Annotated in this window: 16 protein-coding genes and 1 tRNA gene; 5 read left to right on the top strand and 12 right to left on the bottom strand. The window is 38.7% G+C overall.

What is annotated here, in order from left to right; genetic code table 11:
- From ftsH to DV63_RS16910, 3 genes are read right to left on the bottom strand one after another with little or no spacing between them, the layout of a single operon-like run.
- Positions 1 to 1899 carry an ATP-dependent zinc metalloprotease FtsH gene (ftsH, locus tag DV63_RS16920; protein WP_000805251.1) on the bottom strand — a complete coding sequence of 633 codons (1899 nt, stop codon included), beginning with the start codon at positions 1897 to 1899 and terminating at the stop codon, positions 1 to 3.
- Between the two features lie 8 nt (positions 1900 to 1907).
- Complete coding sequence (gene prmA, locus DV63_RS16915) at positions 1908 to 2885, bottom strand: 50S ribosomal protein L11 methyltransferase (protein WP_031202973.1); 978 nt, start codon at positions 2883 to 2885, stop codon at positions 1908 to 1910.
- Positions 2886 to 2897: 12 nt separating this feature from the next.
- Complete coding sequence (locus tag DV63_RS16910; protein WP_000772151.1) at positions 2898 to 3272, bottom strand: chemotaxis response regulator CheY; 375 nt, start codon at positions 3270 to 3272, stop codon at positions 2898 to 2900.
- Between the two features lie 320 nt (positions 3273 to 3592).
- Here DV63_RS16910 and DV63_RS16905 point away from each other — a divergent pair, with 320 nt between their 5' ends.
- Entirely contained in the window at positions 3593 to 4165 is a 573-nt protein-coding gene (locus DV63_RS16905; protein ID WP_001879972.1) for an outer membrane protein, read from the top strand.
- 1 nt (position 4166) lies between these two features.
- Here the strand turns inward: DV63_RS16905 and DV63_RS16900 are convergent.
- The 9 genes from DV63_RS16900 to panB form a co-directional block, all read right to left on the bottom strand.
- Positions 4167 to 4254 (bottom strand) — tRNA-Ser (locus DV63_RS16900).
- A 41-nt stretch (positions 4255 to 4295) separates the two neighbouring features.
- Positions 4296 to 4703 carry a hypothetical protein gene (locus DV63_RS16895; RefSeq protein WP_000906106.1) on the bottom strand — a complete coding sequence of 136 codons (408 nt, stop codon included), beginning with the start codon at positions 4701 to 4703 and terminating at the stop codon, positions 4296 to 4298.
- A 2-nt stretch (positions 4704 to 4705) separates the two neighbouring features.
- A complete protein-coding gene (locus DV63_RS16890) occupies positions 4706 to 4936 on the bottom strand; it encodes a PP0621 family protein (protein ID WP_000944428.1) in 231 nt (76 codons plus the stop codon).
- Positions 4930 to 5466: a 16S rRNA (guanine(527)-N(7))-methyltransferase RsmG gene (gene rsmG, locus DV63_RS16885; RefSeq protein WP_001068792.1), complete on the bottom strand. Its 537-nt coding sequence runs from the start codon at positions 5464 to 5466 to the stop codon at positions 4930 to 4932. Before rsmG ends, DV63_RS16890 begins: the two co-directional genes overlap by 7 nt.
- Positions 5463 to 6500 (bottom strand): tRNA preQ1(34) S-adenosylmethionine ribosyltransferase-isomerase QueA, encoded by a 1038-nt coding sequence (queA, locus tag DV63_RS16880; RefSeq protein ID WP_000657331.1) that lies wholly within the window; start codon positions 6498 to 6500, stop codon positions 5463 to 5465. The genes rsmG and queA overlap by 4 nt, the downstream gene beginning before the upstream one ends.
- Positions 6501 to 7250 carry a twin-arginine translocase subunit TatC gene (gene tatC, locus DV63_RS16875; protein ID WP_000461147.1) on the bottom strand — a complete coding sequence of 250 codons (750 nt, stop codon included), beginning with the start codon at positions 7248 to 7250 and terminating at the stop codon, positions 6501 to 6503. It abuts the gene before it with no gap.
- Positions 7243 to 7695: a Sec-independent protein translocase protein TatB gene (gene tatB, locus DV63_RS16870; RefSeq protein ID WP_000467509.1), complete on the bottom strand. Its 453-nt coding sequence runs from the start codon at positions 7693 to 7695 to the stop codon at positions 7243 to 7245. Before tatB ends, tatC begins: the two co-directional genes overlap by 8 nt.
- A gap of 67 nt (positions 7696 to 7762) precedes the next feature.
- On the bottom strand, positions 7763 to 8773 hold the full coding sequence (gene ruvB / locus DV63_RS16865) for a Holliday junction branch migration DNA helicase RuvB (RefSeq protein ID WP_000664455.1): 1011 nt from the start codon (positions 8771 to 8773) through the stop codon (positions 7763 to 7765).
- Positions 8774 to 9586 (bottom strand): 3-methyl-2-oxobutanoate hydroxymethyltransferase, encoded by an 813-nt coding sequence (panB, locus tag DV63_RS16860; protein WP_000062649.1) that lies wholly within the window; start codon positions 9584 to 9586, stop codon positions 8774 to 8776.
- Positions 9587 to 9734: 148 nt separating this feature from the next.
- Between panB and DV63_RS16855 the strand changes: the two genes are divergently transcribed.
- The 4 genes from DV63_RS16855 to DV63_RS16840 are packed head-to-tail and all read left to right on the top strand — an operon-like array spanning position 9735 to position 13574.
- Positions 9735 to 10457 (top strand): hypothetical protein, encoded by a 723-nt coding sequence (locus DV63_RS16855; RefSeq protein WP_031202961.1) that lies wholly within the window; start codon positions 9735 to 9737, stop codon positions 10455 to 10457.
- Complete coding sequence (locus tag DV63_RS16850) at positions 10447 to 11289, top strand: outer membrane beta-barrel protein (RefSeq protein ID WP_017179844.1); 843 nt, start codon at positions 10447 to 10449, stop codon at positions 11287 to 11289. The genes DV63_RS16855 and DV63_RS16850 overlap by 11 nt, the downstream gene beginning before the upstream one ends.
- 8 nt (positions 11290 to 11297) lie before the next feature.
- On the top strand, positions 11298 to 12242 hold the full coding sequence (locus DV63_RS16845) for an outer membrane beta-barrel protein (RefSeq protein WP_000911205.1): 945 nt from the start codon (positions 11298 to 11300) through the stop codon (positions 12240 to 12242).
- Between the two features lie 9 nt (positions 12243 to 12251).
- Entirely contained in the window at positions 12252 to 13574 is a 1323-nt protein-coding gene (locus DV63_RS16840) for a M23 family metallopeptidase (RefSeq protein WP_000423110.1), read from the top strand.

The raw sequence follows: 13574 nt of genomic DNA, 5'->3' as shown, positions 1-13574 counted from the left end.
TTAACTCGCTTGCTCTTCTAAAGGGATCAAACGGCTTTCTAAATTGTTGGCGGCTTCGTATTCGCTGATGATTTCACGCACCCTTTCGCCTGTAATGACTTCTTTGTCAAACAATTCTTTGACCATGATTTCAATCGCTTCTCTGTAGTCGCTTAAGGTTTGTTTGACATGCTCATAGCGCTCTTCTAGCAAATTTTTAATGAAAAGATCCATTTCTTCTGCAGTCTTTTCGCTAAATTCCCTACTGCTTCCATAACCACCTCCTAAAAAGGCACTCCGTTGCTTTTCTAACACCATAAGCCCACTGACACTGCTCATGCCGTAGTAACTCACCATGCCTTTAATAATATCAGTCGCTCTTTCTAAATCGTTGCTCGCACCGGTAGAAATTTCTTCCAAAAAGACATCTTCAGCCGCTCTCCCGCCTAAAAGCACATCAATTTCAGCGATGAGTTCGTGTTTTTGCATCAAGTATTTGTTTTCTTCAGGCGTGTTAAGGGTGTAGCCTAAAGCCGCCATGCCCCTTGGAATGATAGAAACTTTATTCACCCTAGCACTCCCTTTAGTCATTTCAGAAATCACGGCATGCCCGCTTTCATGGTAGGCGACGATTTTCTTTTCCTTAGGACTGATGCGCCTACTTTTCTTTTCTAACCCCGCAATCCCTCTTTCAACCGCTTCTTTTAAATGCTGCTGCCTGACTTCTTTTTGGTTGTTTCTTCCTGCTAAAAGCGCGGCTTCATTGATGATATTCGCTAAATCCGCTCCTGCAAGCCCTGCGGTGAGTTTGGCGACTTCTTGCAAATTCACATCATTAGCGAGTTTCACGCCTTTAATATGCACTTTTAAGATTTCTACCCTGCCATTAAAATCAGGCTTATCCACTAAAACCTGCCTGTCAAAGCGCCCTGGACGCATTAAGGCTGGGTCTAAGATTTCAGGGCGGTTCGTTGCGGCTAAAACAATCACAGGCGCGTTTTCGCTCCCAAAACCATCCATTTCGGCTAAGAGTTGGTTTAAGGTTTGCTCTCTTTCATCGTTCCCGCTCACTACGCCTCCAGCCGCTCTGCTCTTGCCTATGGCATCAATTTCATCAATAAAAATGATGCTAGGGGCTTGTTTTTTAGCGGTTTCAAATAAATCCCTAACCCTGCTTGCCCCTAAGCCCACAAACATTTCAATGAAACTGCTCCCTCCCATAGAGAAAAACGGCACATGCGCTTCGCCGGCTACCGCTTTGGCTAAAAGGGTTTTACCGGTTCCTGGAGGCCCTACTAATAACACGCCTTTAGGGATTTTAGCCCCTAGATTGGCGTATCGTTCGGGGTATTTTAAGAAATCTACGATTTCTACCACTTCTTCTTTGGCTTCTTCATTGCCTGCCATGTCATTAAAACGCACATTGGGTTTTTCAGCGTTAATGAGTTTTTTCGCGCTCCCCATGCCAAAAATACCCCCACCCATATTTTTTTGCATGCGGTTTGCCATAAACATCCATAGCCCTAAAATCACTAAAATAGGCATGAGCCACCCTAACATGTCCGTAAAAAAGTTAGACTCGCTAAAACCAGAATAATTGATTTTCTTCTCGTCTAACAAAGGCACTAAGGTTAGATCAGGCACTCGTTTAGCGATATAGATCACACGATTGTTGCCCTCTTTATGGCTGGCTTTGATCAAAGTTTGACCGATACTCACATTTTCCACTTCATTATTGCTGATGAGCTGTTTGATTTCATGGTAGCTCACATTTTTAGTGCTAGAAGCTAAGAAATTGTCCGAAAAACTGCCATCAGAATTGAAAGAGTGCAGAAAAAAAATGAGTAAAATCCCTCCAAGAACCGCAAGGATAATGGGACTTTGAAAAAAAGGTTTTTTAGGTTCGTTCGTTGGTTTCATTATAATCCTTAATTTATTGGTTGTTTTCTAAGCAATTTTAGAGCGACCCATCCGTTACGCTGTCGTTGTTCTAAAACCTCAAATCCATTATAATAGATCTGTAAAACAGAGTTTAAATGGGTTTCTAAAATCCCTGATAAAATAAGAGTGTGGTTACAAAGCCGCACAAATTCACTATACAAACTCTTAATCACATCAGCGACAATGTTCGCTACAATAATATCAAAACGCCCTTTAATTTTTTGCGTAGAGCCATAAATGATTTTATCTTGCGCTAATAGGGTGATTTGATTCAAGTTAAAATTTTTTAGGGTTTCTTCAACGGCTAAACTATCCGTATCGCAAGCGATCAAAGCGCTAACGCCTTGTTTTTTTAAGGCGATGCTTAAAATCCCGCTCCCACAGCCCACATCTAAAGCGTTTTTGCGTTTTAGATCAAGGCTAGAGAGCAATTCCAAACACATAGAAGTGCTTTCATGATGGCCTGATCCAAAGGCAAGAGCCGGATCGATCATTATGCTATCATCTGTAGCGACATGGCTTGGTTTTTGATGCCAGCTAGGGTGTATGTAAAATTTAGCGCATTGCACCGGCAAAATAGCTTGTTTGTAGGCTTCTAGCCAATCTTTTGAAGCCAGATTGCGTGAAAGATAGAAAAAATCAAACTCACTTTGCAGGTTTTGTTTTAAGCTCAAACAAAACGCTTCTAATGCTGGAATGAGCGAGTCGTTCAAATCCTTTTGAGAGCGTAAAATAACGAAATTTTTGAGATGTGGGGGCTTTTCTTTTAAATTTTCTTTTAAAGGGTCATGAGTGGCGAAATGATGCCAATTAGATTGGCTTATAAATCCAATGCTCTCTTTATCGTCAAACGCTTTTAAATTTTCTAAGCTTGATTCTTCTAAGGCTAGATGCGTGGTGTCTAAAAGAAAGCTTTCAAAAAGCTCCCGCTCCTTAGGGAAGATAAAGAAAAATTCATAATACATTGGCTTTAACACTCAATCGTTTGTCCCTAAAACAACCTCTAATTTTTCTTTCAAAACTTGGGGGGTAAAAGGCTTCACAATGTAGTTATTCACGCCCGCTTTCAAAGCCGTAATAACTTCAGCCTTACCGCCCTCTGTGGTGATCATAATAATAGGGATTTCTTTAAAACGGCTATCGGATCGCACCTTTTTAACGAGATCCAACCCGTTCATTTCAGGCATGTTCCAATCTGTGATAAGCACCTTAGTGTCCGCATTAGCGTCTAGTTTCTCCCAAGCTTCCACCCCATGCTCAGCTTCTAAAACATCTTCATAGCCTAAGCGTGAAAGCGTGTTTTTAATAATTCTCCTCATAGTTGAGCTATCATCTACTACCAGTAGTTTCAAAGCGCTTCTCCTTTTAAGATTGCATTTAAATTAGGCTCTTTTTAAACAGCCAAAGCGTCTCTAACGCCTTATAATAATAAATCGTTCCAAATAATAGCATGTTTTGATTAAAATTACCTTGACCGACAATAATCATTGGCTAAATGGAGCGTTCAATGAGCGTTCTTATTTGTAAAAAAATTCAGTTTGTTTGCTATGATAATAGCCTAAAAGTAATAAAATAACTCTTTGAGTGCGATAAAGGGTCATTGGATGGTTTGAAAAAAGAAAGACAAGGATTTTACAAGTAAGTGTATTATTTAAGAATTTTAATACTGAGTATGAGTTTTTTAAATATTTTAAATGCTGAAAATTTGAGTTATATGTCTTCTTCTTATCAAATAGGCACGGTGTTTATGCGCCCTTTAAACACCAACAAGCTTTTACAAGGGGCTTCAATCCTTCAAGGCTATGAAGTGAATCCTAAAAACGATTGGGCTTATTCTAGGTATTATTTCTTTATAGATTATGGTAATGTGCTTTTTAATAATGACTCTACTTTACAAGCGAACATGTTCACTTATGGGGTGGGAGGGGATTTCATGGTCGCCTACGCTAAAAACCCTATCAACCGCTGGGCTTTTTTCTTTGGCTTGCAACTGGCCGCTAACACATGGATACTCAACAATAAAGTCAAAGATTTGGTGGTGAATACTTGGGATTCGTTAAAAGATTTCAATTTTCATAACACTTATTTCAGGGCTATCGGGAAATTTGGGGTGCAGTTTCGCACGATCGTTTTGTATCATAAGGTGGATGTAGAAATTGGCATGAAAATCTTTTTAACCCCTGAAAGGCGCAGTCTGTTTGAAAGGAGCTTTTTGTTTTTTGTTTCGCATTCGTGGCATTTTTAAATGGCGGAGAGAGAGGGATTCGAACCCTCGAAGGCTTGCACCTTACACGCGTTCCAGGCGTGCTCCTTCAACCACTCGGACATCTCCCCTTAAAAGGGATTATTATAACTAAGATTTGTTTAAAAAGGGCTTATTTTAAAAGGAGTGAATCTTTAGAAATAACGCCATCAATCTGACTTTTAGCGCAAATTTCCCACAACTCTGTGTCGTTTAAATCCATAGAAAACAAAATTTTGCTATCTAATAAGTAATTAGTGGCATGTTGTTGGGCGAGTGTGGCTTGTTTAATATCCTTAAAAATACAATAGAGCGGTTTGAAAGCGTTGAATAAAAAAAAGGTGTCTGTCTCTATTTTGTGCGATAAAAAGATCACGCTAAAATTGACGCTATTTTCACAGCAATATTGGGCTAATTCCAAATTTTTTGGGTTCGCTTCAAAACACACTATATCGTTATTGGTGCTAGAATGAATGCCATCGGTGTTTTTAATGAAAACAAAACGATCGCTAGGGATTAAAGGGTGTCCTAAAATAAGCATATTTATCCTTTATTATTCAAACAAGTTTCACTGCAATACGCCACCGCCCCGCTATAAATAGCGTCTTTGCTAGAGACATAGGTTTGGCATTTAGAGCATACAATCATGTGATCTTCTAATTCTTTAGGGGTTTGTTGCGTATAAGAGTGGTTGTCTTTAAGGGGTTTTTGCCTCAAAAACAAACGCCATAAAACCCACACAATAATGAGTAAGGGGATTAAAATTCTTAACATAAACTTTCCTTTGATTTGTAAAAATAAATACGCTTTTGATGCCTAAAGCATTCAGTGTCTTTATAAGCGATTTCATCTTTTAACTGCTCGCCTTTATAGAATAAAAAATACCCCTTATCTTTTAGGAAGCGTTGGCTTTTTTCTATCAAAAAAGAAGAGCTAGCGACCGCTCTAGAAGTGATTAAATCCACTTGTAAAAGATTTTGATAATCTTCTAAACGCTTTTTAATGATTTCAATATTTTTTAAAGGCAAAACGCTTTTAAGGTAGTTTAAAAAAGCCGCTCTTTTTGTTCTTGGCTCTAAAAGAATGAATTTTACTTCAGGTTTTTCAAGGGCTAAAGGGATAGCAGGAAGTCCCGCCCCGCTCCCAATATCCAAACAACTTTTAAAATCTTTGATAAATTCTAAGGGTTTTAGAGCGTCTGTGATCTGGAGTTCTAACTCACTTAAACGTTTCGCGCCGCTCAAGTTGTGCGTTTGATTCCATTCTAAAAGGATGTGCGCGTAGTCTTGCAATAAGGGGTTCATAAAATCAGCATCCCATCGCCATAAGAATAAAAACGATACTTCTTTTCTATGGCTATTTGATAGATTTCTTTGGTTTTTTCTAAGCCTATCATCGTGCTTACAAGCATTAAAAGGCTTGATTTGGGCAAATGGAAATTAGTGAGCAAGCAATTAACATGCAAAATAGGATTAGCAAGATGCAAGAATATATCGCATTCAAACGCCTCTTGATTAGGGTTTTCTAAACGCTTAAAGTATTCCACGCTCCTTAAAGCGGTCGTGCCGATGCATAAAATCTCTTGGGATTCTTGCAAAATTTCTTGGCTCTTTTTAGGAATGCGTAAAACTTCTGTATGGATTTGATGCTCTCTAATATCTTTAGTTTCTACACCAAGAAAAGTCCCAGCCCCCACATGCAAGGTTAAAAAAGCGTGCTTGAAACTTTTCAATAATTTTTCTAAGGTATTTTGAGAAAAATGCAATGACGCTGTAGGGGCAGCCACCGCGCCCATGTGTTTAGCGAACACGCTTTGGTATTCATGCGCATCCAAACTTTCATCGGCTCTTTTAATGTAAGGGGGTAAGGGCATATGCCCGTATCGCTCTAAAAGTTTTAGGATATTTTCTTGATTTAAGGGGGTTTGATTGCCATAAAAAGCGATCAAACGCTGGCCGTTATGAAGCAATTCCAAAACTTCAGCGTGATAATGTGCATCAAAAAAGATTTTGTCCCCCACTTTGATCTTGCCCTTGATTTGAGTTATAGCGGTATTATTTTTAAAAAAGCGGTGGAAAAACACTTCGGTCGTTTTTGATGGCAAAAAGGCATGCTTAGATCCAAAAAGCCTGGCCTTAATCACTTTAGTGTCGTTCAACACCACAAGGGCGTTTTTAGGGAAAAAATCTAAAACATGCTCAAAAGTGGTGTGCGTGATTTTTTGCGAACGCCTTTCATATACGAGTAACTTAGCCTTTTCTTTGGGCAAAATGGGGTAGTTTGCGATCAATTCCTTAGGCAAATCATAATCATAGCTTTCTAAATCAAATTCTTTCAACTACGACTCGCTCTTTGTATGCTCTTTGGCGTTATTTTCGCTATCTTCTTCATTATCTTTGGGAGCCGGATTGATTATTTTGGCGATCAAAATAGAAAGCCCATAAAGCCCCACTAAGGGCAACGCCATAAAGATTTGACTCACCACATCAGGGGGAGTGATAATGGCTGCTACAATAAAAATCACTACAATAGCGTATTTGAAATACGCTTTCAGGCTCGCATCGGTAATCAAGCCCACTTTAGCCAAAAAATACGCCAAAACAGGCAATTCAAACGCCATGCCAAAGCCTAAAATCAAGCGCGTGAAAAAGCTCACGTAACTGGACGCAGAAATATTGGCCGCAAACACATCGCTCCCAAAAGTGGCTAAGTATTCAATGATGAAAGGGAACACCACATAATAAGAAAACGCCGCTCCAATCAAAAACATGCCGCTCCCAAAAAACACAAAAGGCAAAATCACTTTTTTTTCATTCTTGTAAAGCCCTGGAGCGATAAAGAGCCATAATTGCCAAAAAATAATGGGCATGGAAATGACGATAGCGGCTGAAAAACTGATTTTAACCGCTACCATGACCCCTTCAATAGGGGAGAGCTGAATGAGTGTGCCTTTATAAGAATTTTTAACCAATTCAAAAATACTTTTCCAAAAATGAAAGCACCCCAAAAACGCCACTAGAATCGTTCCTACAGAAATCATCAAACACTTTCTTAATTCCTGTAAATGCGGTTTTAAATCTTCAAACATGCTCTTTTTCTTTGTCGTGTTCTTTGGTGTTGTTGTCGGTTGCCGATTTGACTTCTTTAGGAGATTTGTCGCTTGAAATTTCTTCATTTAAATGGTTATGGGGCGTGTTGGTTTCTAAGCTGCGTTGGTAATCTTGCATCAAATCCTGAATGCTTTTAATCTCATTTTCTGCAGTTACTTTAGCGTCTTCTAATTCTTCAATCTTAACGCCCTTAAGACTCTCCACTTTATTTTCAAAGAGCTTTTGATACTCTAGGGTTTCTTTTTTGATTTCTTCAATATTGATTTCTTTATCTAAAGTGTCCTTAGCGTCATTGAGCGTTTTTTTAACCGTGCGAAAAAACTTCACTATATCCACGACCGCCTGGGGGAATTTTTCTGGCCCTAAAAAAATAATCGCTACAATTAACACCAAAAGGATTTCAAAAAAGCCCATGCCAAACATAATAATCTACTTTTACACCCTTTAAAATTTTATCGTTATTGTAGTGTAATTTTCTTTCTAAACAAGATTAAAATAAAGTTTGGGGGTTTAAAGTGGGGATTTTTAAAAGCGCGTGGGTTTTAGGCGTGGCGATTCTGCCTTTAGCGGTGCGCTCTAAATAACCATTAGCGAGTAAAAAAGGCTCAATCACATCTTCAATCGTGCCTTCATCTTCTCTCATAGACGCTGCAATCGTGTTCAAACCCACCGGTCGCCCTTGAGCGTTAGCCAACAAAGATAAATACGCCAAATCCGCTTCATCAAAGCCTAATTCATTCACGCCTAATTCCTTCAAAGCATGCAAAGTGATGTCTAAATCCATCAAGCTTGAATTTTTGACTAACGCAAAATCGCGCACCCTTTTTAAAAGCCTTAAAGCGATCCTTGGCGTGCCTCTACTCCTTTTAGCGATTTCATCAGCGCTTTCTTCTTTGATGTCTTGGTGGAGTTTGGCGGCGGCTTTTTTAATGATAAGGGCTAGTTCGCTAGGGCTATAAAATTGCATTCTAAAGCTCATGCCAAATCTGTCTCTTAAGGGGTTAGAGAGCATTCCGGCTCTGGTGGTAGCGCCGATGAGGGTGAAAGGGGGTAAATCAATTTTAATGGTTTGAGCGGCCGGGCCTGAGCCTATGATAATATCCAGCCTGAAATCTTCCATAGCCGGGTATAAAACCTCTTCAATCGCTGGGCTGAGCCGGTGGATTTCATCAATAAAAAGAATGTCTTTAGCTTGCAAATTCGTCAAAATGGCGGCTAAATCACCGCTTTTTTCTATCATGGGAGCGGCGGTGATTTTGATATTGGTTTCCATTTCTTTAGCGATGATATGGCTTATTGAAGTTTTACCCAAACCGGGCGGGCCAAAAAAGAGCATGTGATCCAAACTTTCTTGGCGTTTTTTAGCCGCGCAAATAGAAATTTGCAAATTGCTTTTGATCTTTTCTTGACCGATATAATCTTCCCAAAGATTAGGGCGCAAACTCATTTCTTGAGAAGTTTCAAAATCCAAAGTTTCTAAATTAACTATCCGTTCTTTCATTTAATGATAACTTTCTAACTCGTTAGGGAAGTTTCCCTTTTTCACATCATCAGCGTATTGCTTGATAGCGTTTTGAACCAATTCTTTCCCCTTAAGGTATTCTCGCACGAATTTAGGCTTAAAACTATCAAAAAAGCCTAACATATCGCTCCACACTAAAATCTGCCCGTCGCAATCTTTACCGCTCCCTATGCCGATCGTGGGGATTTTGATTTTTTGCGTGATTATTTGAGCGATAGGGGTGGTTATACCCTCTAAAACCAACAAACCCGCCCCGGCTTCTTCTAAACTCAAGGCGTCTTCTAAAAGTTTTTTTTGTTGCTCTTCGTTTTTGCCCTTAATCTTATAACCTCCATCAAGACGCACGAATTGGGGCATTAAGCCGATATGTCCTACCACGATAACGCCCTCATCAGTGAGCGTTTTAACCAGCTTCGCTTTTTCTTTCCCCCCCTCTAGTTTGATCGCGTTCGCTTGGGTTTCTTTATAAACTCTAATGGCGTTTTTTAGGGCTGTTTTTTCGTCTTTATAGCTTCCAAAGGGCATGTCTGTGATGATAAAAGGAGTCTTAGCGCCCGCGCACACGGCTTTGGTGTGATAGAGCATCATTCCCACACTCGCGCTTAAAGTGTCGTTTTGATTGAAAAAACTCATATTCAAACTATCGCCCACTAAAATCACATCCACTAGCGGATCAAATATTTGAGCGAATAGCGCATCATAAGCGGTGATGGCGATGATTTTTTCTTGATTTTTTTTAGCGTGGAGGTGGTTGAGAGTGATTTTTTTAATTGGGGCGGTTTGCATGCTCATTGAAAATCCTAAGTGTTAAATATAGTGGCATTGTAGCATGACTTTATTAGGGTGGGTAAAAATTTTACTCAATTTTAACCGGTCATTTTAATTATTTTAGTATAATTGAAAGAAGCTTTTAACAAACAATTCAAGGGATTTGGCGGTTTTGGGTCTTAAAAAATATATTATTTTATGGTTTTTAATGGGGTTTTATGCGGGATTGAGTGCGCTTGATTATGACACCCTAGACCCAAAATACTACAAGTATATCAAGTATTATAAAGCCTATGAAGATAAAGAAGTTGAAGAATTGATCAAAGACTTAAAAAGGGCGAACGCTAAAAGCGGGCTTATTTTAGGGATCAATACTGGGTTTTTTTACAACCATGAAATCATGGTTAGAACTAACAGCTCCAGCATCACGGGGAATATTTTAAATTATTTGTTCGCTTATGGCTTGCGTTTTGGCTATCAAACTTTCAGGCCATCGTTTTTTGCGCGCTTGGTCAAGCCAAATATCATTGGCAGGCGCATTTATATCCAATATTATGGGGGAGCTCCTAAAAAAGCGGGATTTGGGAGCGTGGGGTTTCAATCGGTTATGCTGAATGGGGATTTTTTATTGGACATTCCCTTACCCTTTGTGGGGAAATACCTTTATATGGGGGGATATATGGGTTTGGGTTTAGGGGTTGTAGCGCATGGGGTGAATTACACGGCGGAATGGGGGATGTCTTTTAACGCAGGATTGGCTCTAACGGTGTTAGAAAAAAACCGCATTGAATTTGAATTTAAAATTTTGAATAATTTCCCTTTTTTGCAATCTAATTCTTCAAAAGAGACTTGGTGGGGAGCTATAGCAAGTATTGGGTATCAATATGTGTTCTAAAAAAATAAGGAATCTCATTTTATGCTTTGGTTTTATTTTAGGCTTGTGCGCTGAAGAAAATACGGCTCAAGAGAATATGACTGAAGAAAATACCCCTAAAGACGCCCCCGTTCTTTTGGAAGAAAAACGCGCCCAAACGCTAAAGCTTGAAGAAGAAAAGGAAGCTAAAAAGAATATTGATGAAAAAAGCCTACTTGAAGAAATCCATAAGAAAAAACGCCAGCTTTACATGCTCAAAGGGGAATTGCATGAAAAGAATGAATCCATCTTATTCCAACGAATGGCTAAAAATAAGAGCGGTTTTTTTATAGGCGTAATTCTTGGCGATATAGGGATTAACGCTCATCCTTACGAGAAGTTTGAACTTTTAAATAACATTCAATCTTCTCCTTTGTTGTATGGCTTAAGGAGCGGGTATCAAAAGTATTTTGCTAACGGGATTAGCGCCTTACGCTTTTATGGGGAATATTTAGGGGGAGCGATGAAAGGGTTTAAAAGCGATTCTTTAGCCTCTTATCAAACCGCAAGCTTGAATATTGATCTATTGATGGATAAGCCTATTGACAAAGAAAAAAGGTTTGCGTTAGGGATATTTGGAGGCGTTGGAGTGGGGTGGAATGGGATGTATCAAAATTTAAAAGAGATTAAAGGGTATTCACAGCCTAACGCTTTTGGATTAGTGTTAAATTTAGGGGTGAGCATGACGCTTAATCTTAAACACCGCTTTGAATTAGCCTTAAAAATGCCTCCCTTAAAAGAAACTTCGCAAACCTTTTTATATTATTTTAAAAGCACTAATATTTATTATATTAGTTACAACTATTTATTGTAAAGGCTAAAATGTTGAAATTTAAATATTGTTTGATTTATATCGCGCTCATTATAGGACTTCAAGCGACAGATTATGACAATTTAGAAGAAGAAAACCAACAATTAGACGAAAAAATAAACCATTTAAAGCAACAACTCACCGAAAAAGGGGTTTCGCCCAAAGAGATGGATAAGGATAAGTTTGAAGAAGAATATATTGATCGATCTTATCCTAAAATTTCCTCCAAGAAAAAAGAGAAATTGCTCAAATCTTTTTCCATAGCCGATGATAAGAGTGGGGTTTTTTTAGGGGGTGGGTATGCTTATGGGGAACTTAATTTGTCTTATCAAGGGGAGATGTTAGACAGATACGGCGCGAATGCCCCTAGCGCGTTTAAAAATAACATCAATATTAACGCTCCTGTTTCTATGATTAGTGTTAAATTCGGGTATCAAAAATGCTTTGTGCCTTATTTTGGGACACGGTTTTATGGGGATTTATTGCTTGGGGGAGGGGTGTTAAAAGAGAATGCAATCAAGCAACCTGTAGGCTCGTTTATTTATGTTTTAGGGGCTATGAATACGGATTTATTGTTTGATATGCCTTTAGATTTTAAAACTAAAAAGCATTTTTTAGGCGTTTATGCGGGTTTTGGGATAGGGCTTATGCTCTATCAAGACAAGCCTAATCAAAACGGGAGGAATTTGGTAGTGGGGGGCTATTCAAGCCCTAATTTTTTATGGAAATCTTTGATTGAAGTGGATTACACTTTTAATGTGGGCGTGAGTTTAACGCTTTATAGGAAACACCGCTTAGAGATTGGCACCAAATTACCGATTAGCTATTTGAGAATGGGAGTGGAAGAGGGAGCCATTTATCAAAATAAAGAAGATGATGAGCGTTTGTTGGTTTCGGCTAACAACCAGTTCAAGCGATCCAGCTTTTTATTAGTGAATTATGCGTTTATTTTTTAAGGCTTGATCTTGGAGTTAAGGTTTAAAATTTTAGCGTTAGTCGTTTTAATTTTAGGGGGTTATTTGATTTTTAACGCTTTAATCACAAAACCTAAAGCTTTAAGTTTTAGTTTAAGCAGCAAAGAGGGTGCGCTTAATGGCAATGATGAAGCGCTTTTTTGGGATTTAAAAAAACCCATTAAGATTAAAATAGTAGCCCCAAAGGGCATCAAACGCTACGATTTAAAAGTAACCACACAAGATGATTTGATTCTATACGAAAAAAAAAATCTGGTATTGGATAAACCCAAGTCTTTAGAAGTGCCTTTGATCAAGCCTGAAATCATGGGGCTAGAAGACAAATGCCTTTTGTATGAAATTCAAGCTAATGATTGGAGTTACGCTAATTTTTTCAATGGCAATAAGGCGTCTTTCAAACAAGAAGTGTGTGTTGATACGATAAAACCCTCAATTACTATTTTATCTCGTTCCCCAAGCATCGCTTATGGAGGGAGCGCGATAGTTGTCTTTGAAGCTTTGGATAAGAATTTGTCTCAAGCGTTTGTGCGCGTCAAAAAAAAGGATTTTGAAGCTTTCAGGCTTTTAGAATTCAAACAGCGTAATGTTTTTATCGCTCTAGTGCCTTGGTCTTATAAAAATAAGGATTTTAAGGCGTTCATTGTCGCTAAAGATAAAGCCTATAACTCTAATACCACCCCTTTATTGTTCAAGCGAAAAACCCGTCATGTGAGGGAAAAAGATATAGACTTAAGCGCCTTAAAAGATAAGATTGCAAAGCAAGAAAAATTTCAAAACCACACTGAACAAACTTTATTAGAAAGATTTTCCAACGCACGCCCAAAAGATTTAGAAAAAATCCAAAAGATCGCTTTAGAGCAAGGGGATTTTTATAAGGATTTTTCTCATTTTCAAGCGCTAAAACCCTTGAACGGGTCTTTTAAAATGGCAAGCAATTTTTTAGAAAATCGGCGTATCTTAAAGGACAATCAGGTGTTGTTCCAATTCTTGCATTTAGGGGTGGATTTGATACCTGGCAAGGATTTATCTTTAGCGTTTGATCCATCTGCGAAGAGGGTTTTTAAGGGGGAGTTCGATTTTTATGGTAATAGTTTAATCAATTGTTATGGGTTAGGTTTGTGCGTTTTTTTAGCTCATTTAAAAGACGATGAAAGCGTGGGGGGTAGTGGTTTGAAATTAGGGAGCGGGTTGCATTTAGGGATGCTTTTGCAAGGGGTTTTTGTTAGGCCTAATGAATGGCTTAATGAGCAATGGATAAAAACCAATATCATCACCCCCATAGAGCAAGCCAAACGGATTTTAATGAAAGGATAG

The sequence above is a fragment of the Helicobacter pylori FD535 genome (assembly GCF_000296015.2).
GTDB classification, from domain to species: domain Bacteria; phylum Campylobacterota; class Campylobacteria; order Campylobacterales; family Helicobacteraceae; genus Helicobacter; species Helicobacter pylori_CT.
This window is presented reverse-complemented; position numbering and strand designations above follow the sequence as displayed.